The sequence below is a fragment of the Suilimivivens aceti genome, assembly GCF_025567405.1.
GTDB classification, from domain to species: Bacteria; Bacillota; Clostridia; order Lachnospirales; family Lachnospiraceae; genus Suilimivivens; species Suilimivivens aceti.
Window position 1 is genome coordinate 55,697 of record NZ_JAOQKJ010000009.1, and the last position, 18,660, is coordinate 74,356.

An 18,660-nucleotide genomic window follows, 5' to 3' on the forward strand; every position below is an offset into this window, starting at 1 on the left:
ATTTTCATCCTCCTAACCTATGTATACTTTATTGTGGTTCTCTAATATTAGCCAGATACGTTAGTAATCTTTGTGTCTCATCAAGCATTGCAGAAGCATTTGCTCCAAATAATTCCTCTGCCCATATAGTATCCACATCTCGTATCTGCGGATCATGTAAATCCACAAATTCAATAGAACTCTTAATTGCATTCAATCGTGAAATAGTTGTTGCTGATATCGTAGATAGGTCAGGAATATATGTTTTCTTGATATCTGCGACCTCCATTTTTCTCATTCCTTCATCATTCTTTGATGAAATTTCACACATTAACTGATAAAAAATGGTCGTCATCCAAGTAGCAACTAACATTGCATCCTGAGCATTTGCAAATGTGCAAACCAGGAAATTCGTGGATACAAATACACGTTGTTCTGCAAGATATGCACTACCAACGGCTCTACTAGCTCGTGGAACTAAGACAGAATTAGCATGAAAGCCCTTGTTACTTTCTTTTGTGACAATCGTTCTCCATTCCGTCAGTGTTTTGGCCTTACGTTGCTGCTTACCTCCCGTTGCTGATGCAGCTATCGTTATATAATCATTAATAATGTCGTCCACCATAATTGGCGGATTTATTGTTGCATCCAAGAATTTTGAATCTCCTCCACCAACGATAAAACTGTCATACTTGGAATTCCGCATTGCTGCACTTACAGCTAACCCACGTGAAGAGTATTTATCATAAAGTTCATCACAAATAAACAGCAAATCACTACCGCCAGCATTTCCAGCAGTTCCTCTTTTCATTGGAATTCTAATATTTTCTAACAATTCAAATGATGCACTGTGATTAAAATTAGCATCTATAAATGTCATCGCTTCTAGTTTTTCTTGATTCAAATATCTCCAACCTTCATCCAAATCACCACGCAAAGTTGTAACAGGAATGGTCACAGCCTGTAACCCGGGCATTATCATTGAGAAAGTTGTAGAAAATGTTCCACCTACTACACTTTCAAACTGATGAATATCAATATCCGGTACCTTGGTATAACTTGAAATAACATTTATATCATTTGCTGGAGTTTTTGCCCTACCCACCAATACACAGGTACTTTTTGTAACATTTTCAAAGATTTCGTCTCCTGGATATGTAAAAATCGTACGTAATCCAAATTTTGATAATACAAGTTCTCTTGTTATTTGTGCTTCATCACCTCTAGCCGTCAAAAAATTACTTGGGAATACACAAGAAATAACTGTGCCCGGTGCAACCAATTCAGTTATCAACTCCAAAAATACTGCTTCTAGTGGCATTTGACCACTATTAGTCATTGCTACAGATCCCGATAATCTTCTTATTGCATTAAAAAATGCTCGCTTTCTTGCCACACAATTAATACCTGCTACGTATGGAGGATTCATTAATAATATTTTAACATCTGAAAAATCAGTAGTTCCCATGCTTGTAACATCTTTGTTCGTTACAACAGGAGCATTTCTTGGTCCAACAGTTCTCGCAAAATCCAATCCTAATCTTAAAGAAAGTAATTCTAATAATTTAGAATTAATATCATTAGCCATTAACTGTGTTGGTAATAATCCCATTATTTCAATTGCTGAGCTGATGAGATTTCCACTGCCAGCTGCTGGATCACATACAACATCGCTAGAAGTAATAGTTCCTGCTTCAACTTTAGCTAAAGCAGCCACAAGTCTCGCTAATTCAATATCTGTTGCAACTTCTCCTTCATGTTCATGGCCGCTTGAAACCATTCTATGAAGTACATCAGCAACGGAATCTCCTGAAATATTTTGATCTCCCAAATCATATAGATCTATCAATTCTTTATTTGGAACAGATAATGTAGGTAAATATGATGTCACTGTGTAATCAAAGATACCTTTGAAATCAACTCGACCACCTTCTCGACAGATTTGTTGAACATTACTTCCAAATAATCTTATATCCCTCAAATCTGTACGATGCAGGTGTGTAAATGATCCTCGAATATACTCATACAGTAATACAGCCAGGTGTGTTTTCCATTTCTTATCATCGCTTATTAATGGCTCCATATGAACCACAAACTCTGCCAAGTTTAATTGATAAGTATAAATATCCGCTACAAAATCTTGAATTTTGCTTTCGAAATATAAAGCCATTTTATTCTTAACAGCTATTTCATCATCTACACTGAACGAAGCTATTTTCTCAAATCCTGGTTCTAAAACCTGTTGATAAGCACTGGGTCTACTAGCATCATATCTATAAGAATATGCGCATTCTAGATTTGTTAAAATATAGAAAGGCTTCTCTGTTATTCCTACATTACTTTGTACATATGACATTACCTGAAATTGATATCGAGTACTATTCACTGCCGCAGGTGTACGCTTCACTTCTACAACGCATAAGTACTTTCCGGTCGTAATATTTTCAATAACATAATCCATCTCTAATGAACCTGTCATTCGATGATGAACCGCACGATAAGTTGTATTAAGGCCCAAATTTACCAGTGCCTGATTAATTGCATTTTCACATATTGGATGAAATGTTCCGACTTCAGAATCGCTATAACTAATCATTTTCTCCCTCCAAATACTCCCTTAGTTTCTTTGCTATTACCCCTGCTAAAATTGGAGGAACTGCATTCCCCACAATTAAATTACGCCCCTGCTTACTTGTTGATACAATTTCAAAGTCATCTGGAAATGACTGTAATCGTAAAGCTTCTCTAACTGTAATTAATCTCTGCTCTGAATAATGAATATTGCATCCAACATTTGGTCGATTAAAATATGTATTGATTGTATAAGATGGACATTCTGGTCGCAGTCTACCATAGCAAGTTGTATGTCCTCCGTCTCGTTGCAGTCTTCTTATTCTTTCAGATTTCACGTCAGCTGGAATATCCATATAATTCCCACCTGGCTTAACATGCTTGATAATATACTTATCAAGTTCACTAAGTTTAGAAATAAAATGCTCTGAAACATCCTCTCCTGCATTTTTTCTCATCAACTTTTGATATCCATTTTTTGCTTCAGTCAAATATTTAACCCTAGCATTCTCATCAACCACCGCAGCTGGTAGATCACCTAATGCTTCTTCCACACTCACATATGGAAGGAGCCCATCTGCCTCACCGTGAGTTGGAAGTGGAAAATCAAAAGTCTCACCATTTCTTAGGCCCACAATAATAACTCTTTTCCTCTTTTGCGGAACGCCATATTCAACCGCATTTAGTACTTTGGCATTTATCGTATATCCTCTATCACGAAAGGCCTGCTTGAGCAATTCAATAATATGTTCTTTATTTGAATTCTTAGCTGATAGTAATCCAGTTACATTTTCAAAAACAAATGCCTTGGGCTGTACATGCTCTATTATTTCAAGATATCTCCACACTAGCTGGCCTCTTGCATCCTCAACATTTCTATTACCAGCCAATGAAAACGACTGACATGGCGGTCCTCCAATAATCACATCTGCTTTAGGTATATCATCTAGATTTATCTCATTGATATCTCCGCAGATTGCATTCTCATGTACATTTTTTTTATATGTTGCAATGGCATTGGGATTATTATCTATGGCCCAGACCAAATTATATCCTTCTTTTTTGAATCCCAAATCTAAGCCACCACCGCCAGAAAACAAACTTACGACATCAATTTTCATCATTATGCCTCCAACCTTCTTTTTTTGATTTTCCCGAATTCACTCATTAATTTTTCATATGACATACTGGCATAATTTGAAATTACTTTTGTTATCTCAAATATCAAGTTCCTATCGCTTGTGTCTACTAACTTTTTTCCTAACGTTTCCAATTTGAAAAAATCTTCTTTTGATACATAATCCAAATCGATAAACATCAAATTTTCCACGTCATATCTTTGTATCTTAAGCACACCAGCTCCATACTTCTTCCCCATTTTTTCCAACTGGTAATAAGTATAGCAATTATTCATCAATGATAAAGTAACAAAAATGTTCTCTCTCGGTTTGATAATGTAAAAATTATCTCTTGCCACCACTCCAGCATCGTTCAATACAAATCTCATATCATTTCGAATAATATATCCAAATAGTATTCCTTCACTATTTAATTCATTTATCCTAAACCAATTGCTATCAACACTACATTTCTCATATAATGTTTTGGGCTTTTTTTCATTCAAAAGTTCTTGCTTATTGGCCTCTAAATATTGTTGTAACTTTCCAGACAACTTCTTCCCATCTGAAATAACTAAGAGTTTATCGAAATCTGCACCTTTCGTAGCATACCCCTTTATACTCTTAGGTGATGAAATAATATCAACTAATACAGATGCATCATCTATACCCTCCGGATTTATAAACATCTTATTCCATCCAGTTGATAACCCACGCCTTACGCTAGCATATTTTGAAAACGGTGCTGGGAAGTTTAACTCTTGTTGATATGCTTCGACTGCCTGTTCTCTTAATTCGCCTTCTACAAGAGAAAGATGTTTATCAATAGTGCAAATGCTTTTTGATAAATCTTTAATCATCTTTAGAATTACGACATCTACCAATGCATTTTCATCAAATACATCCCCTGAAACATATATTTTTTCTATAATACTTGCTTGCTGCTTTATAAGCTTCTCAAAAGATTTTCCACTTCTTGCGTCCATCCAAGTTCCCGGAAAAATGATTACTAGCTCTCCTCCTGGATTCAATAGACTGATCGCTTTAATAACAAAATACATGTACATATTTGCAGTAGATGGCAATCCATTATATATGTGATTCTTTCGTATTTCTTTTTTGGTTATTCCAAAACTCACCAAATCATCAATCTTTTCTTGGCGAATGTAAGGTGGATTCATTATTATTGCATCGAATAAATTTGTCGGTTCGTATTTTAAGAAGTCACCTTTAATCAGTTCAAGTTCAGGATATTTCCTTTTTGCCGTCTCATATAGATCACCATCTAGTTCACATCCTACAATATTCTCAAATCCAGCTTCTAAACATGCCTCTATAAATGCGCCACCACCAAAGCATGGTTCCAATATTCTTTTTTTGTCATTAGATAGTAGCGATGCCATATAATTCGATATTATCTTTGTAGTGAACACTTGCCCTAAATCCATAGCTAGTCTCCTATATATTATTCCGTTTCATCCTTTATATTGCATTCGTCCACTAACTCATTAATTGCTGTTCGAATCGCTTCTGATTTAGCAATATTCAGCCGCTCACAATATATCTCTAAACGTTCTAAAGTTTGATCATCTAATCTTATTGTACAGACCTTACCCATATTGTTCTCTTTCCTAGGTCGTCCCATTTTCTTCATAGTGCCCTCCTAAAAGAAAAAACAATGCACCTCATACAGTATACTTTATGTAATACAAAAACTCAATTACTTTTTGTATTACATAAAGTGCTGATTACTATTGGCAAGCAGTGCTTTCCGGTACCGGAAAGCTCAAAACGCTTGTTGAGGGGTAGCCCCCAATCCCCCAGAACAGACCGCAAGGCGATCAGGCTACGCACCCACTTTCGTGAGCGCTAAAGACTTCTGTATTCTGCAGAAATTAAAGGTGTAATGCTAAGTGCCTCGTAAGAAGCATTTAACTTCTCAACATGATGTTCACTGATGTCCGCTTTAATTCCGTGCGCTTCAAGCATCTGACCAAGATCATCTTTAACTCTGTCCTTAAGTTCTTCACTGTTCATAAGTTTGATTTCCTTTCTTTTGCATAGTGTTGTGTTCCAGGTCGTCACCTGATTTCGGGCAAAAGAAAAGCGCCAGACTCGCGACCTTACGATCACGAGCTGACGCTCTCAATTACCTTATTAAATTTCTGCAGAAAAAATGGACCTCTGAGGAAGTTGTTTGCTTCACTTCAGTAGATCCATTGTAATAATATCACAGGGATTTTCTTAAGAAAATGGATGGCAAGTGGACAATTAGTACCCAAAAGGTGGACAATTAGTACCCTTTGCCTTTTATTCATCCTATTTCATTCCCTTAAACATACGTGTCATAACAAAATTCTCGTGAAAGCTACCTTTATTACCATGTATTCCAGTTACCAGACTGTAGTTTTTCTCCATAACATCAAAAATATCGTTCATTTCAAATTCAGGGAATTTCTCAAAATTACAAAGATTGAAGATAAATTTGTCATCCGATAATTCAAATACAATCATCTTACCGTCTCCATTCCAATCAATCTTTCCTGTCGGAATATCACTTAATCCAATCAGATCTGTTGAATAATCCCTCTTAATAAAATACAATTTCCAAGCGCCGTGATACTCCATCTCCTCCGGATTACGAATAAAATCCAGAAAATCAAAATGTATATCCTGCGCTTCTGGGATTGAAAGGAACTTAGCAAATATCGCCTTAACAATCTGTATTTTTGTTTGCTTCTGAAATCCCTTTACTTTCTTCGGATCACCATCTTCTGAATAGAATTTCTTATACGCTTCATCGTATTTCCCAAGAAAAGTATTACATTTACGGCACAAAGTTCTTGCAGTTCTTCCCTTTGGATATAGGTCTTTGGCCAAATGCTGATCAAAATACTTATCAGCGCACTCTTTTGGATCTTCTCCATTTTTGATTGCAGCGCTGATTGCTTCTTTTAGTTCAGGATTATCTCCCATAAGAGTATCCATGAACTTTGTTAAATCAAGTTCAATAATATCGTCATTTCCTACACTATGAGCTGGATAATGCTCCTCACTCATGTCTTCATCATTAAAATACTGTTCACACAGTCTACACTGTACCTTTTGTTCGTTCAAACATTTTCCCCCTTTAATATCTTTATATCTTTGCTAATAATCCTTTCATTCCAATCAAAACAGACTCACCAAAATAGCGAACCATTCTTGGTAATGAACCAATAACCGTTCCTGCAATCATTGCTTCGATAAACAGCTTCCAGTCTACCGGTGGCATAAACAAGCAGCTAAGCCCGGCCAAAATAATAAATCCACCTACTAGTCCAAAGATAAAACCAAATACGCCACCTGCAAAATCAATCATGCAAATAAGAATCGTAAGTACAATCTGTACCGGTAACAGTACCACCTTCAATAAGAAATGAAGAACACTTCCAAATACTCTCAATGCGATCATAGTTGGCACCTCCTTATTTACTTAGGATCTGCTCCATAAACTGAATTACTTCCTTCTGTTCCTGACCACTCAGCTTCATAAACAGCTGATAATATGCTCCAAGCCTCTGCATACGATTTTCCTCCTCTTGATCTGCACCAAAGAGCAGCCAATTTGTTGTCACATGATATAAGCCTGCAAAATCTTTTATTTCTTCTGCTGTAACTGCTCTTTTCCCTGCCTCAATCGCACTAAGCGTTGGGCGTGACATTTCCATACTACGTGCAGCATCCTCTTGATACATGCCTACATTGTTTCTTGCTTCTTTTAATCTAATACCAATGGTTTTATCCATGCTGCGCCTCCATGTCAGCTTTTCTGACATCTTCAATATAACACATTTGCTGATCAATGTCAGTATTTCTGACATTGAATTCACAGATAATTCCAGACTCATGAAAATCATGAGCCTGGATTCATGATGTTATGCCTTCATTCCGGACCATTGTTCAAGCAACTGAAGGATCTGCATTTCCATTTCTCTTGCTGAGGTTTTCTGAGGAAAATACTTTTGAAGAATATTGCTATCAAACACCACTCGATTAAGAGGATTCTTCTTCTCTTCATCCATAATGCTTTCTATTAATTCAGCAGTACATGTTCCTTCCTGGCTCGATTTCTTAAGTCTTTGGGCCTGTGACAGGGATGGTGTTGTCTGAGCAAGTTCCATAGCCTCATAGAATTCCTTCTGTTCCTCAGGCTTCATATAAGAGAGTTCTACTGCAGGATTAAAGGCAATCTTCTTTTCATCCACTAGATCAAGAAGCTCCGGTATAAGATTATTCAATCGTACAAATCGCTGAACTGTTCTTGCACTCTCACCGGTCTGCTTTGCTAACTCTTCATCTGCACGTAACCTCGTGCCAACTTGGCACGAAGTAAGGTCTGTTCTCTTGCCCTGGTGCTTAAGAGCTTCCATTTTCATCTTGTAAGCTTTCGCTCTTTCACTCGGAAGAATATGTTCTCTTTGCAAATTGGAATCTACCATCAAGATTGTAGCCGTGTCGTCGTCCATCTCTCTAACTATTGCCGGTATTTCTTCCTTTCCTGCTAAGATAGATGCATACCTTCTTCTATGGCCGGATATCATTTCATACTCTCCGTTTCCATCAGGACGAATAATAACCGGAACCAATACTCCATACTCTCGAATACTATCTACAGTCTTTCTCATATCCTCATCATCCAAAACCTTAAAAGGATGATTTTTGAATTCATGGATCTGATTCACTGGAATACTCACTACATGTTCACCGGTCTCTTGTCTATTCTCTTCGGTTGTAAAAATATCATCATAGCTCTTTAAGCTAATGTTAGTTCCTCTTCTGGTCATATTTCAGCACCTCCTGTGTTAATGATTCATACGCTTCTGCTACTTTTCCTGAAGGGTCATAGGCAAAAATACTCTTTCCCTCCGCACTCGTTTCTGCAGCTCTGACAGATCTCGGTATCTCTGTCTTGAATACAGTGATTTTGTTGCAGTACGTATTTCTAATTAAGTTGCTGATATCCTTGGCATAATTCGTTCTGGCATCTACCATAGTGATTAGAATTCCTTCAATGCACAGTTTAGGATTAATCTGACGCTTAACCTGATTGATTGTAGAGAGCAATTGCTCTAATCCCTTAGCTGATAAGTAATTGGCTTGAACAGGAACCAATGTTGCATCAGAAGCAGCCAAAGCATTTACGGTAAGCATTCCTAAACTAGGCATACAATCTAAAAGGATATAATCGTATCGCTCTCTAAGTGGTTCCAAGAACTGCTTAAGAATACGTTCTCGATTCATGGTATTCACAAGCGACACCTCAAGTCCTGCAAGTGAAATATTTGAAGGAATCAACTCTATACCTTCCTGCTGATGGATCAATACCTCATCCAATGCCACTGGATTCTCACTTATTGTTCCATTCAGAAGATCTGAGAGTGTCAGCTCCAGGTCATCAGGTCTCGGATACCCCAGGCTGATCGTCAGTGATGCCTGGGGATCTGTATCTATAAGCAAAACCTTTTTATTCTGTCTTGAAAGTCCAATTCCTAAATTCTCTACCGTTGTTGTTTTAGCTGTGCCGCCTTTCTGATTTACCACAGCAATGATTGTTGACTGCTTTTTCATACTGTCTCCTTCCAGTGTGCCATGTCATAGCTGACCTTGGCCGTGTAATAATGATCGATTGTTAATGGTGCGTTATAGATTGTTGCGAGTAGATACTGCTTCACATTTCTGATATCTGTGATTTGGTTCTTAAAGCAATCCAATATGTACTCCATATGCCCTGAATCAATTTTCATAAACTGGGCTTTTACAACATCTACCGGCTTGTCATCTCCTGATATACGGATTGTCTTTGCAGTACTGCATAAGACATCAACCATAAGATCAAAAATTTCATTGATTCGTCCGACTTCATAGGGATTGCTCTGGATAAGTATGTCTATGCTTAGCTTCTCCCTAAGATAATTCTCATACTGTTTTCTGATTCGCATCGGATCATCCATCCTAACCACCTTTACTCCTGGATTTGCTGATTCCGCCGATAGATTGATTAGATCAGTCTGACTAAAATCAGTTTGGTTAGTATTAGTATTATTAGTGAATGATTTCCATGAGTCCGGACTTGTGATTTTCACATCTCTGGACTCACGATTTTCATGAGTCTGTGAATCATGATTTTCATGAGTCACGATTTTGCTCTTTCTGTCTCCATCCCCATGCAGTCCTGTTGCAAAATCTTTCACATAGATTCTTGTTGGCTTCCCCTGCCCTTGCTTTTGGCGTTCAATAAGCCCTGCCTTTGTCTCTAACTCCTTGAGCAGCTTTGTAGCCTTCTGATTTGCGCAATGCATATCAGCCATGATCTGCTCCAAGGTGTAGTAGATATAGACCTTCTTCATCAAGCCATCCATTCTTAGCTGACAAGGATGATCTATCCAGCAAGAGTGAGTACAGGAACTTAGAATCCATTGTGATACCTGCGAATCTATCATCTGTAATCAACATCTTCGGCACTTGATAGAATGCAAACTGTTCTGTTCCTCTTCCGTAGAAATAATCAAAACCCATTGGCGTACCTCCTTTCTTTTGTTTTGCAGAAATAAAAAGACGCTTAACTCACAGGAAATGCTGTAAGCTAAGCGTCTTCCGACGATTCTTATTTTGTTTTATCTAACAGGTTCAGGCTTTGCACCTACTGTGTCGACGTAGGCGTTCGTTTCGCACCTACTGTGTCGAGTTCAACAGCTACAATTACCCGAATATACTTTTTCAGATGCTTTCCACGCTCTGACCAATCGGTCTTTTCAAACGTGAAATGCTCGTAAAAGTGCGTAAATTCAAGGACTTCTACTAATTCACCTTTTGCAGTAACACTACAGTCTCCACATGTGTTGTCACTAACATAGGAACACACATCTTTTACCTCGTCTGCGATATGGGAACACAATTCTTTTGCCTTATCCCCTACGCTCTTTGTCTTGTCAAAACGCTGTTTTGCGTTTCCAACCTCGTTTCTAAATCCTGTTTTATATATAAAAGTAATTTTATAGGGATCTTTGTTTCCATCTTCATCATAGCCACCGACTATGACTTTTTCAATAATACTTTCAAAAATACCTCTGTCAAACTCTTGAAGCACTTCATTTTGTGATAATGCTTTCTTAAAATCCTCCACTCGTCGTTTCAGAGATACCTCATCTTCCATTTGTTGTTCCAGCATTTCTATATTCGCTCTTATGTCGGATAACTTTCTCTCATATCCAACATCTGTTTCTTCGTATATATCCTGTGAAACAATTCCTTCTAAGTATTTCTCCAAAAGTGCCTTCCGCTTCGTTTGAAGATTATCTGCACTTTTCTGATATTTCATAAGTTTATCTCTTGCAGTATTCTCACTCAAAGTTTTTTCAACTCTTGTAATAAATTCTTCTAATACATCTTTATTATCAGAACAAAGCATTTTATAGGATTCAATAAAAGCTTCTTCTATTACCTGTTCTGGTATTCCTTTACTATCCGGACAATATCTTTTGCCACTTTTCGTTGACTTTACACATTGCCATATTGTTTTCTTGTATTTTGAACTGCTATGCCATCTTCGTCTGGAAAGACTTGCTCCGCAGAAACCACATTCCAACATACAGCTAAATGCATACTGTCTGCTATATTTTTCTCGTTTCCCCGGTGTAGGGGATTTTCTTCCACCATTTCTGCGTTCTCTGATTTCCTGTGCTCTAGCAAAGGTTTCTTCTGAAATAATAGGTTCATGATGATTTCTTATATAAAACCTATCTTCCTCTCCTAAATTCTCCAATCGTCTTTTAGAAATGGGATCAACTGTAAATGTCTTTCCAAGTAAAATATCGCCCTTGTATTTTTCATTATTGATGATACCCATAACGCTTGATGTTGTCCATGGATTTCCTTTTATAGTGGTTATTCCCTGTTCATTTAATTCTCTTGCAATCATTGTGCTTCCTGCACCTGCAACATATCTGTCAAAAATATATCTTACAGTTTCTGCACCCTTTGCATTGATAGAAAGAGATTTTGTTGCAACATCATAATCATAGCCTAAGCACCCCTGAAATCCGACCAATTCACCACGCTTCATTTTCATCTTTAAGCCCTTTTTCACATAAGCCGAAGTATTCTCTACCTCTTGTTGTGCAACAGAGCTTAATATAGTCATAAGAAATTCGCCGTCTTTCATTGTGTTTATTTTTTCAACCTCAAAATAAACTGCTATGCCTTTTTCTTTTAACATTCTTACATATTTCAATGTATCTAAAGTATTTCTGGCAAAACGTGGAAGACTCTTGGCAATAACCATATCTATCTTACCATCCATACAATCCTGTATCAATCTTTGAAAATCTTCTCTTTTATCTACCTTTGTACCTGTAATGGCTTTATCCGCATATACTCCTGCAAATACCCACTGATTATTATTTTTTATAAGTTCTGTATAGTATTTAACCATCGAATTATAGCTTTTTATCTGATCTTCATCATCAGTACTGACACGACAGTATGCTGCTACTCTCAGGCGGTCAGTCTTTCTTATTTTTGCTGACTCATCAAATGGATTATTCGCCTTGATAACTTCTACTTCCATGCTCTCTCCTTTTGTATTCCCTCCGTAGTGTTCATATAGATTATATTGCAACACACTCAACAAGTCAAGCTGTAATATCAGATACAATATTATAATCTCTCATTAAACGTTTCTTTATTTTTTTATATTCAAATTCACTAATCAACTTCTTATTTAGCAACTGTCTTAACATAGATAATTGCATACTATATCTTAGCAATCTTTTCTTTTCGATCACACCCACCTCCTCATATTTTAACACGCATTTTATCTGCCAATGACAACCCACAATTCTCTTGCTGGCTCTCATAGGCAGATAAAAATGCAATACAGGTGACAGATCATTACTCTGCCCACATCGGTCTTGCACCGTCATTCAAATTGACCGGACTGCAAATTTCCTTACAATCCGGAAGTATCATTATCACGGATATGCTTCATCGCCCTGTGTTACTGCCACACATTTTGTCAGATCTTCTCGCTCCATACCTTTGCTTCAATGTAATGTTTCAACATTTCCTCACATTCACTCCTATCAAAGAGCAGGTACATCTTGGCGAATCTACCTAGTGGCTCCACATATCCTCACGTCCTGTATGCAAAAAATATTCAGTTGTCAAGGTACAGGGTGCATACGCAGCAATCAGCGAATGGAAAGGGACAATGCTAACCGCCTGTTATGCAACTTCAAAAGCCAATATCTTTGTGATCAGCTTTGTTTCTAATCTGCGACGCAGCGTTTCATCAATGCAGTAATGCACCTGTCCGCTTTCGTCATATAACTTTCTGGTAGACAATTTGATTATGTATCCCTCATAGTGTTTTAACACTGTATTGATGGCACTTACATCGCCCTCTGATGCTGCCTTTATAATATGGAAAGGCAACAAATTTTCCTCATTTCTGCTTTTATACATCTTTTTCATCTGCTATTCCTTCCATGATCTTCTTCAAAATTTCAAGTGAGCGTGTCCTGTGTTCATGAATGGTACTGCGAACCAGATTCATTTCTCTTGCAATATCTGCATCGCTCATTTCCATAAAATATGAAAGTAAAATAACATTCCTTTTTCTTTCTGTAAGTTCCTTCAAAGCTTCAGCAATCAGAGTATTTTTTACTTCAATGTCATAGCCATGCACTTCAAAATGATGATATTCTGTTCCATACTCATCCATAGTAAATAATTTGCTCAACTCCTTTTCCGACAGTTCAGAGAATGTAACTTCGTGTTTCCTGCGATAGTCCATGTGTTTGTAATAATTTACAGCTTCGCCTTTTAATGCCATCTGGCATAACCGGTCAAACTGGTGCCGGATAGTCATTTCATCCTTAGAAGAAGGTTGCCCCATACGAGTTCACCTCCTCCCGTTCCGAATGCCAAGGCTTTTGCCCTTTTTCCCTTCCGGTGTATCTCCCAAATGAAACCGGGGAGATGTTCGGGTGGATTGAAAAATTTTTATAGAAATTTTTCTGTATACAAAAAACGTCCTCGCAGGCACACACCCACAGGACGCTGTTCATATCTGATATTAAATTTTCTCCACATTTTACGAGTGTATATAGTACACTTTCAATTGTAGAATTTGCCACATTACTTAAAATGCGACCTATTTACCTGTCCTTCCACGCAATGGGCAGGATAATATTTTCCAAATACAAAAATATCCTTTCAATGGTTCAGAATACATAACTCTCCTAAACACATTCAAAGGATAAAAAACATGAGAAAAAACCTTTGAATACTGCGTTTTTTTATATGCAATATCCAAAGTTTCTTATTTTATTAAAGTGCATTATTCCCCTCTTATATAGTGTGTTATTAGTTCATTTTCTTTTTAAATGGTGAACTATACACTATATACGGAGGTGCATGATATGGCTAAATCTAAGAAAATTGATAAAGACATGGGTTTTCGCCTGAAGAAAGCCAGATTAGACCAAAAGCTGACTTATGATGAGTTATCCGAAAAATCCGGTGTCTCATCAAGATATATCAAAGAGATTGAAAATCATGGCAATGTTCCAAGTCTTGAAAAACTCGGACAACTCATTCGTGCTTTACATATCTCTGCTGATCCGTTTTTTTATCCGGCAGCTCCAACCGATAATCTGGATTACCAAAGGCTGCTGGTTTATCTTTCAGAATGTACGGACGATCAGATCACCACTATTCTTGCACTTGTGGAAGCCTATCTTCGTACATATAAAACCCATGAGACAGAATAGCAGAAAGATTTCGATTTTTTCTGGATTGTTTCTGAATTATTCTGAAGAAAAACAGGGTGGAAATTCCATGATTAAACGCTCCACCCTGCTTACTTATTTCATTATTGTATTCAGTAACTCTTTTACCTTAACACTCTCTTTAACAATCCCAAGTCCAGCAAGTATCTGTACTGCATCTACTATCCCCTGATAATAGGCTCTCTGTTGTTCCTGAAAGTGTGCATGGTCTACAATATCCATATAGTTTTCTAAAAAATTTCTCTGCTCTGTAGAAAGGTCAGATAAGAATTTTTCATATTCCCGGTTTTCTTTTTTCAGTTCCTTATCCGCCTTCTTTGCTTCCTCTGTCTGTATGGAATACTCCCGTTCGCCTGCATCGCTTCGAAGCTCCTCAAAAACATCAGATAATCTTTCAAATACTTCATTCATTTTGTGTCCACCTTTCTCTAAATAAGTATTGCATTTTACAAGCAGTATTATCAATCCTAAAATTTCTTACAACAATATTTTTTCGTACTTCATCTTTAGAAGTATATTATCAAGATTATTCCGTAAAATCAATCATGTGGCACTTCATCTTTAGAAAGTTTGTGATGATATGAAAATTTACTGGAATAAAGAAAGCAATTCCAAAAATCTGATAGGTCAGAGAGTAAAGGAATTGCGAACTGAAAGGCAGCTATCGCAAAAAGCACTGGCAGAACAGCTCCAGCTTGCCGGATATGAATTTAGCGATTTGACCGTATTACGAATAGAACAAGGGACACGCTTTGTACCGGATTATGAAGTGGTTGCCCTTGCTGAATTTTTTCATGTATCTTGTGAATATCTTTTAGGTGTCAGAAATGAAAAATAAGCAGTGATCTGTATTTGTTCTTTACAGACCGCTGCTTAAATTTTTGTTGAAACGATAGCCTACACCCCATACCGTCTGTATGTAAACAGGCTTGCTCGGGTTATCCTCTATCTTTTCTCGTATGTTGCGTATATGGCTCATGACAATGTTGTAATCGCCGGAATAGGATTCCTTCCACACAATGTCATAAATCTGTTCCTTGCTGAACACTATTCCCGGATGCTTTGCAAGAAGCTTGAAAATCTCAAATTCCGTATAAGTAAGCTCTATCTCCTGATTTTCCCGAATGATCACCCGTTGAACTTCATCAATCTTAAGACCTTTGAAATTCAATAGATGATTATTCAAACCTGACATCTGAATGATTTCCTCTCTAGTATTTATCAACGATAATATGTGGCTCATCATATCATCCTCATTATCTTCGAATGTCAGAACTAACATTTTCCCATACACATCACCTGCCTTATTACTTTTATATACTGCCTAAGTTCTGGAAAATTCAAAAGAATGATTCCCATATCCAGCCCAGCAGTATGTTATCTGCTGTTTGTTTTTTCTTATTCATTTTCCCTATATCCTATAACGGAAATTACTTTTTCGTTGCATACGATATATGCTACTTGCTTTCCCTCACTCTTTAATTCTGTGGCACATTCTTTTATGTTTTCAGTAAACCGAGATTGAGAACTACAAGTAACAACAATTTCTTCATTACCCAATTTTGTATTATTAGATATTTCTGATAAGCTATCTAAAAACATTTTTTCTAATTGTTCTAAACTTATCACATTAGCAGGTAAAAAAGAAAAAATATCTAATACTTTATATTTACCCATGTAAGCCACCTATCCCTTAGCTCCGCAAGCATTATTTAATGCTACAGTTTTTAAATACTGACGTCTATTGATTTCTTCACAAAACTGCTTCCACTTTTTGCAAGTGTGCTTTCAATGGACTCTCTTGTAATGCCATCCAATGCTCCAGACGGTATCGGATCACCCGCTTTCCATGAGGGATCAGCAGCTTTCGCCGCTGCTGCAAATGCCTGCCTGTATTGATGTTCATATTGCTCCATTGTCCATCCCGCTGACAAACGGTCATCTTTGTTCATTTTTCTATATAAGTTAACATATACATCTTCCCTCTTTGTGGTATCACCATTCAGAGTGCCATTATCCCTTAAAAATTCCTTCTTTGCCAGTTCAAACATTTCTTCCCGGCTGCTCTCCGGAATAGAGATGATATGTTTATAACTATTTCTGTTCTCATCAGTTACAGCAAGCCCTGTTAATCCGGTATTCGGATCAACCCAATCTCCATTTTTATCATACTGGCTCATTAGATTCTTGATCGCCTGAACATTCGTAAACATTGCACCATTTCCATTTTTCATCATTTTGCTAAGTGCCGCTTTGTACTGTTTACTGTTTGTGTCAATCCCTGCTGCTTTTAGTTGTGCCTGTACGGAGCTACTGTTAATTTGGGACAACTGAATGTTGTTGACTAAATTCATCCTTGATGTCCCAAACATACTCTGAAATAAGAAACTGTAATCTGTAATTCTCGGCATAATTGCAACCTCCTTGTCAAATTAAATGTGAAATCCGTTTCATTACAACTAATTTTAAATCTTTATATCCAAATTGATGCCTATACTTCTAAGAAGTTCTGAAATCGTTTCACCAGTTCATCTAACTGCATCTGCTCCCGACTTGTTCCATTATAATTTTCAATCGGATCAGAAACAAAATAATTTCCGAACCCTGCCAGCGCATTTTCAAAGCTGCTTTTGAAGTTTTCTTTGCTGCTTACATCAAGATTTGCAAACATCTTGTAAATATCACTGTTCGATTCCTTATTTACTTCCACGCTGTCTTTTCCTGTCGTATTCCTTGCCGGAGAGCTTCCCACTCTGTAAGCAGGTTCTCCATGCTCCTGATAGAATTTCTCTCTTTCAATTTTTACCTGCTTTGCAACAAACTCAACCATACTGTTCACTTTATTGATTTTCTCCTCTGCCTGTTTACCGTATGCAGTTGTTATCTGTTCTGCAGCTTCATCAGATAATCCCATTTCTTTACAGGCATCTTCAAGCATTACTCTAACTCAAAAAATATTACTCCTGTTTTTTATAATACCCCGTTATCATGAGTGGCATAATATTTTCTATATCATTTTCTGTCAGCTGATAACCTATATTGCTGCGCTCTTGAAAAAATTCATTTAAAGGCTTTTTACTAATTAACAGTTTTTTCCCTTTTCCATTATCTTCCTCGTCTCCCCAGTCAAATTCCGTCCAGTAACCGCCTGTTCCATCTTCGTGAATAAATACTCCTGTACTTTTTACAATTCCTCCTGTCATTTTACTCGTACAGCCCAATCCTTCTATTGACTCATATACTTTTTGCCTAAACCTACTATCTGTTTGCATTCTCAATAGAGATTTCTTAGAAATGACTACATTTCCAGCTCCATAAAATTTCCCACTGTCAAGCATCGCTAGATCAAAATTTTCGGCAGTTTGGTCTGTCGTATTACATGCATAATCTACAACATGAAGTGTAACATTAAACTTTTTGCAAATTTCCTCCTGCATATCGCTAACACTCTGCATAGTATTTATTTCATTTAAGAGTCTGCTAAAGTCCCCAGAAACAACTTCGGCATCTCCTGAACCTTGCTTTGTTGTAATTGCCGCTAAATTACTCAGTATTTCAAGTGCCTGTATATCCATAATTTTTTCAACCTTTCTGCAATTCCTCTGTCAGCTAGAATCACTTATACTCACATCTGATTACAATGGCATTACACCTCCATCTGCTGATTTATACGCTTTTACTATCGACATAATATCAAAGGAGTTACCATCTGAATCAATTGCATAAAAACTGTAATTGCCACTTTTATCTATTTCAAACTCAATATCGTTGCCATCAAAAGCAAACTCTTTATACACACTATCATTCCAAAATACAACTATTGTTTGCGTGTTTTCTACTTCACCAATAATCTTATCTTGCTCAATTAGTATCTCATATCCTTTTTCTAAACGATACCCCCAAGAATACTCCCGAAACACCAAATCATTATCTGCATATCCTATGTCACTCTCATAGCTATCTTTATTACTTTTTACCCCTTGAAATGTTTCCTCTTTACTATTCAATATATTATTTGTTATAGATGTGTCATCGTGCCTTAAAGCGCTTTGACCCATATCATTTGCTATTAAAAACCTAATTATTATTATAAAAATGCTTGTAATTGTTAAAACTATTTTTTTCAATTTATTCACCACCTTGCAATTCAATATCTTAAA

The 18,660-nt window shown here is 37.0% G+C and carries 25 protein-coding genes; 2 read left to right on the forward strand and 23 right to left on the reverse strand.

Annotation, left to right across the window (positions count from 1 at the left end; genetic code table 11):
• Nucleotides 1-28: 28 nt before the first annotated feature.
• From OCV77_RS11635 to OCV77_RS11710, 16 genes are all read right to left on the reverse strand, one after another.
• Entirely contained in the window at nucleotides 29-2,575 is a 2,547-nt protein-coding gene (locus OCV77_RS11635) for a BpuSI family type II restriction endonuclease (protein ID WP_262575235.1), read from the reverse strand.
• Nucleotides 2,568-3,674 carry a DNA cytosine methyltransferase gene (locus OCV77_RS11640; protein WP_262575236.1) on the reverse strand — a complete coding sequence of 369 codons (1,107 nt, stop codon included), beginning with the start codon at nucleotides 3,672-3,674 and terminating at the stop codon, nucleotides 2,568-2,570. Before OCV77_RS11640 ends, OCV77_RS11635 begins: the two co-directional genes overlap by 8 nt.
• Complete coding sequence (locus OCV77_RS11645) at nucleotides 3,674-5,116, reverse strand: Eco57I restriction-modification methylase domain-containing protein (protein WP_262575237.1); 1,443 nt, start codon at nucleotides 5,114-5,116, stop codon at nucleotides 3,674-3,676. The genes OCV77_RS11640 and OCV77_RS11645 overlap by 1 nt, the downstream gene beginning before the upstream one ends.
• A gap of 17 nt (nucleotides 5,117-5,133) precedes the next feature.
• On the reverse strand, nucleotides 5,134-5,322 hold the full coding sequence (locus OCV77_RS11650; protein ID WP_262575239.1) for a ribbon-helix-helix protein, CopG family: 189 nt from the start codon (nucleotides 5,320-5,322) through the stop codon (nucleotides 5,134-5,136).
• Between the two features lie 215 nt (nucleotides 5,323-5,537).
• A complete protein-coding gene (locus OCV77_RS11655) occupies nucleotides 5,538-5,705 on the reverse strand; it encodes a hypothetical protein (RefSeq protein ID WP_262575240.1) in 168 nt (55 codons plus the stop codon).
• A gap of 282 nt (nucleotides 5,706-5,987) precedes the next feature.
• Nucleotides 5,988-6,785 carry a hypothetical protein gene (locus OCV77_RS11660; RefSeq protein WP_262575241.1) on the reverse strand — a complete coding sequence of 266 codons (798 nt, stop codon included), beginning with the start codon at nucleotides 6,783-6,785 and terminating at the stop codon, nucleotides 5,988-5,990.
• Between the two features lie 22 nt (nucleotides 6,786-6,807).
• Nucleotides 6,808-7,122, reverse strand: coding sequence for a hypothetical protein (locus OCV77_RS11665; RefSeq protein WP_217798537.1), 315 nt, complete (start codon nucleotides 7,120-7,122; stop codon nucleotides 6,808-6,810).
• Between the two features lie 13 nt (nucleotides 7,123-7,135).
• Nucleotides 7,136-7,456 carry a helix-turn-helix domain-containing protein gene (locus OCV77_RS11670; RefSeq protein ID WP_074649984.1) on the reverse strand — a complete coding sequence of 107 codons (321 nt, stop codon included), beginning with the start codon at nucleotides 7,454-7,456 and terminating at the stop codon, nucleotides 7,136-7,138.
• 129 nt (nucleotides 7,457-7,585) lie between these two features.
• A complete protein-coding gene (locus OCV77_RS11675; protein ID WP_262575242.1) occupies nucleotides 7,586-8,494 on the reverse strand; it encodes a ParB/RepB/Spo0J family partition protein in 909 nt (302 codons plus the stop codon).
• Nucleotides 8,475-9,278 carry a ParA family protein gene (locus tag OCV77_RS11680; protein ID WP_262575243.1) on the reverse strand — a complete coding sequence of 268 codons (804 nt, stop codon included), beginning with the start codon at nucleotides 9,276-9,278 and terminating at the stop codon, nucleotides 8,475-8,477. Before OCV77_RS11680 ends, OCV77_RS11675 begins: the two co-directional genes overlap by 20 nt.
• Nucleotides 9,275-10,018 carry a DUF6017 domain-containing protein gene (locus tag OCV77_RS11685; RefSeq protein ID WP_262575244.1) on the reverse strand — a complete coding sequence of 248 codons (744 nt, stop codon included), beginning with the start codon at nucleotides 10,016-10,018 and terminating at the stop codon, nucleotides 9,275-9,277. The genes OCV77_RS11680 and OCV77_RS11685 overlap by 4 nt, the downstream gene beginning before the upstream one ends.
• On the reverse strand, nucleotides 10,011-10,226 hold the full coding sequence (locus OCV77_RS11690) for a replication initiator protein A (protein WP_262575245.1): 216 nt from the start codon (nucleotides 10,224-10,226) through the stop codon (nucleotides 10,011-10,013). Before OCV77_RS11690 ends, OCV77_RS11685 begins: the two co-directional genes overlap by 8 nt.
• Nucleotides 10,227-10,350: 124 nt before the next feature.
• On the reverse strand, nucleotides 10,351-12,276 hold the full coding sequence (locus OCV77_RS11695; RefSeq protein ID WP_262575246.1) for a recombinase family protein: 1,926 nt from the start codon (nucleotides 12,274-12,276) through the stop codon (nucleotides 10,351-10,353).
• A gap of 64 nt (nucleotides 12,277-12,340) precedes the next feature.
• Nucleotides 12,341-12,493 (reverse strand): SHOCT domain-containing protein, encoded by a 153-nt coding sequence (locus OCV77_RS11700; protein WP_425609813.1) that lies wholly within the window; start codon nucleotides 12,491-12,493, stop codon nucleotides 12,341-12,343.
• A 439-nt stretch (nucleotides 12,494-12,932) separates the two neighbouring features.
• The gene (locus OCV77_RS11705; RefSeq protein ID WP_006859229.1) at nucleotides 12,933-13,181 is read right to left on the reverse strand and encodes a helix-turn-helix domain-containing protein; all 249 of its coding nucleotides are present in this window, start codon (nucleotides 13,179-13,181) and stop codon (nucleotides 12,933-12,935) included.
• Nucleotides 13,165-13,605 (reverse strand): sigma-70 family RNA polymerase sigma factor, encoded by a 441-nt coding sequence (locus OCV77_RS11710; protein ID WP_006859230.1) that lies wholly within the window; start codon nucleotides 13,603-13,605, stop codon nucleotides 13,165-13,167. The genes OCV77_RS11705 and OCV77_RS11710 overlap by 17 nt, the downstream gene beginning before the upstream one ends.
• 526 nt (nucleotides 13,606-14,131) lie before the next feature.
• Between OCV77_RS11710 and OCV77_RS11715 the strand changes: the two genes are divergently transcribed.
• On the forward strand, nucleotides 14,132-14,482 hold the full coding sequence (locus OCV77_RS11715) for a helix-turn-helix domain-containing protein (protein ID WP_171029199.1): 351 nt from the start codon (nucleotides 14,132-14,134) through the stop codon (nucleotides 14,480-14,482).
• A gap of 93 nt (nucleotides 14,483-14,575) precedes the next feature.
• Here the strand turns inward: OCV77_RS11715 and OCV77_RS11720 are convergent, their stop codons facing one another.
• Nucleotides 14,576-14,911, reverse strand: a complete 336-nt coding sequence (locus OCV77_RS11720; protein ID WP_006859231.1) for a hypothetical protein — start codon at nucleotides 14,909-14,911, stop codon at nucleotides 14,576-14,578.
• A gap of 169 nt (nucleotides 14,912-15,080) precedes the next feature.
• Between OCV77_RS11720 and OCV77_RS11725 the strand changes: the two genes are divergently transcribed.
• A complete protein-coding gene (locus OCV77_RS11725) occupies nucleotides 15,081-15,338 on the forward strand; it encodes a helix-turn-helix domain-containing protein (protein ID WP_006859232.1) in 258 nt (85 codons plus the stop codon).
• 21 nt (nucleotides 15,339-15,359) lie between these two features.
• On the opposite strand, the gene OCV77_RS11730 is transcribed toward OCV77_RS11725, so the two are convergent.
• The 6 genes from OCV77_RS11730 to OCV77_RS11755 form a co-directional block, all read right to left on the reverse strand.
• Nucleotides 15,360-15,695 carry a winged helix-turn-helix domain-containing protein gene (locus OCV77_RS11730; protein WP_331488861.1) on the reverse strand — a complete coding sequence of 112 codons (336 nt, stop codon included), beginning with the start codon at nucleotides 15,693-15,695 and terminating at the stop codon, nucleotides 15,360-15,362.
• 203 nt (nucleotides 15,696-15,898) lie between these two features.
• On the reverse strand, nucleotides 15,899-16,177 hold the full coding sequence (locus OCV77_RS11735; protein ID WP_055264245.1) for a hypothetical protein: 279 nt from the start codon (nucleotides 16,175-16,177) through the stop codon (nucleotides 15,899-15,901).
• 50 nt (nucleotides 16,178-16,227) lie between these two features.
• On the reverse strand, nucleotides 16,228-16,911 hold the full coding sequence (locus OCV77_RS11740; RefSeq protein WP_262575247.1) for a DUF3879 family protein: 684 nt from the start codon (nucleotides 16,909-16,911) through the stop codon (nucleotides 16,228-16,230).
• An 80-nt stretch (nucleotides 16,912-16,991) separates the two neighbouring features.
• Nucleotides 16,992-17,414 (reverse strand): hypothetical protein, encoded by a 423-nt coding sequence (locus OCV77_RS11745; protein WP_172679188.1) that lies wholly within the window; start codon nucleotides 17,412-17,414, stop codon nucleotides 16,992-16,994.
• 43 nt (nucleotides 17,415-17,457) lie between these two features.
• Nucleotides 17,458-18,075, reverse strand: a complete 618-nt coding sequence (locus OCV77_RS11750) for a hypothetical protein (protein ID WP_006859236.1) — start codon at nucleotides 18,073-18,075, stop codon at nucleotides 17,458-17,460.
• 60 nt (nucleotides 18,076-18,135) lie between these two features.
• A complete protein-coding gene (locus OCV77_RS11755) occupies nucleotides 18,136-18,627 on the reverse strand; it encodes a hypothetical protein (protein ID WP_262575248.1) in 492 nt (163 codons plus the stop codon).
• Nucleotides 18,628-18,660 lie beyond the last annotated feature (33 nt).

What these genes read in the sequence shown, in the direction of transcription:
- OCV77_RS11635 (WP_262575235.1), bottom strand. Translation starts at nt 2,575, where the DNA reads ATGATTAGTTATAGCGATTCTGAAGTCGGAACATTTCATCCAATATGT.
- OCV77_RS11640 (WP_262575236.1), bottom strand. Translation starts at nt 3,674, where the DNA reads ATGATGAAAATTGATGTCGTAAGTTTGTTTTCTGGCGGTGGTGGCTTA.
- OCV77_RS11645 (WP_262575237.1), bottom strand. Translation starts at nt 5,116, where the DNA reads ATGGATTTAGGGCAAGTGTTCACTACAAAGATAATATCGAATTATATG.
- OCV77_RS11650 (WP_262575239.1), bottom strand. Translation starts at nt 5,322, where the DNA reads ATGAAGAAAATGGGACGACCTAGGAAAGAGAACAATATGGGTAAGGTC.
- OCV77_RS11655 (WP_262575240.1), bottom strand. Translation starts at nt 5,705, where the DNA reads ATGAACAGTGAAGAACTTAAGGACAGAGTTAAAGATGATCTTGGTCAG.
- OCV77_RS11665 (WP_217798537.1), bottom strand. Translation starts at nt 7,122, where the DNA reads ATGATCGCATTGAGAGTATTTGGAAGTGTTCTTCATTTCTTATTGAAG.
- OCV77_RS11670 (WP_074649984.1), bottom strand. Translation starts at nt 7,456, where the DNA reads ATGGATAAAACCATTGGTATTAGATTAAAAGAAGCAAGAAACAATGTA.
- OCV77_RS11675 (WP_262575242.1), bottom strand. Translation starts at nt 8,494, where the DNA reads ATGACCAGAAGAGGAACTAACATTAGCTTAAAGAGCTATGATGATATT.
- OCV77_RS11680 (WP_262575243.1), bottom strand. Translation starts at nt 9,278, where the DNA reads ATGAAAAAGCAGTCAACAATCATTGCTGTGGTAAATCAGAAAGGCGGC.
- OCV77_RS11685 (WP_262575244.1), bottom strand. Translation starts at nt 10,018, where the DNA reads ATGGCTGATATGCATTGCGCAAATCAGAAGGCTACAAAGCTGCTCAAG.
- OCV77_RS11690 (WP_262575245.1), bottom strand. Translation starts at nt 10,226, where the DNA reads ATGGGTTTTGATTATTTCTACGGAAGAGGAACAGAACAGTTTGCATTC.
- OCV77_RS11695 (WP_262575246.1), bottom strand. Translation starts at nt 12,276, where the DNA reads ATGGAAGTAGAAGTTATCAAGGCGAATAATCCATTTGATGAGTCAGCA.
- OCV77_RS11705 (WP_006859229.1), bottom strand. Translation starts at nt 13,181, where the DNA reads ATGAAAAAGATGTATAAAAGCAGAAATGAGGAAAATTTGTTGCCTTTC.
- OCV77_RS11710 (WP_006859230.1), bottom strand. Translation starts at nt 13,605, where the DNA reads ATGGGGCAACCTTCTTCTAAGGATGAAATGACTATCCGGCACCAGTTT.
- OCV77_RS11715 (WP_171029199.1), top strand. Translation starts at nt 14,132, where the DNA reads ATGGCTAAATCTAAGAAAATTGATAAAGACATGGGTTTTCGCCTGAAG.
- OCV77_RS11720 (WP_006859231.1), bottom strand. Translation starts at nt 14,911, where the DNA reads ATGAATGAAGTATTTGAAAGATTATCTGATGTTTTTGAGGAGCTTCGA.
- OCV77_RS11725 (WP_006859232.1), top strand. Translation starts at nt 15,081, where the DNA reads ATGAAAATTTACTGGAATAAAGAAAGCAATTCCAAAAATCTGATAGGT.
- OCV77_RS11730 (WP_331488861.1), bottom strand. Translation starts at nt 15,695, where the DNA reads ATGTCAGGTTTGAATAATCATCTATTGAATTTCAAAGGTCTTAAGATT.
- OCV77_RS11735 (WP_055264245.1), bottom strand. Translation starts at nt 16,177, where the DNA reads ATGGGTAAATATAAAGTATTAGATATTTTTTCTTTTTTACCTGCTAAT.
- OCV77_RS11740 (WP_262575247.1), bottom strand. Translation starts at nt 16,911, where the DNA reads ATGCCGAGAATTACAGATTACAGTTTCTTATTTCAGAGTATGTTTGGG.
- OCV77_RS11745 (WP_172679188.1), bottom strand. Translation starts at nt 17,414, where the DNA reads ATGGGATTATCTGATGAAGCTGCAGAACAGATAACAACTGCATACGGT.
- OCV77_RS11750 (WP_006859236.1), bottom strand. Translation starts at nt 18,075, where the DNA reads ATGGATATACAGGCACTTGAAATACTGAGTAATTTAGCGGCAATTACA.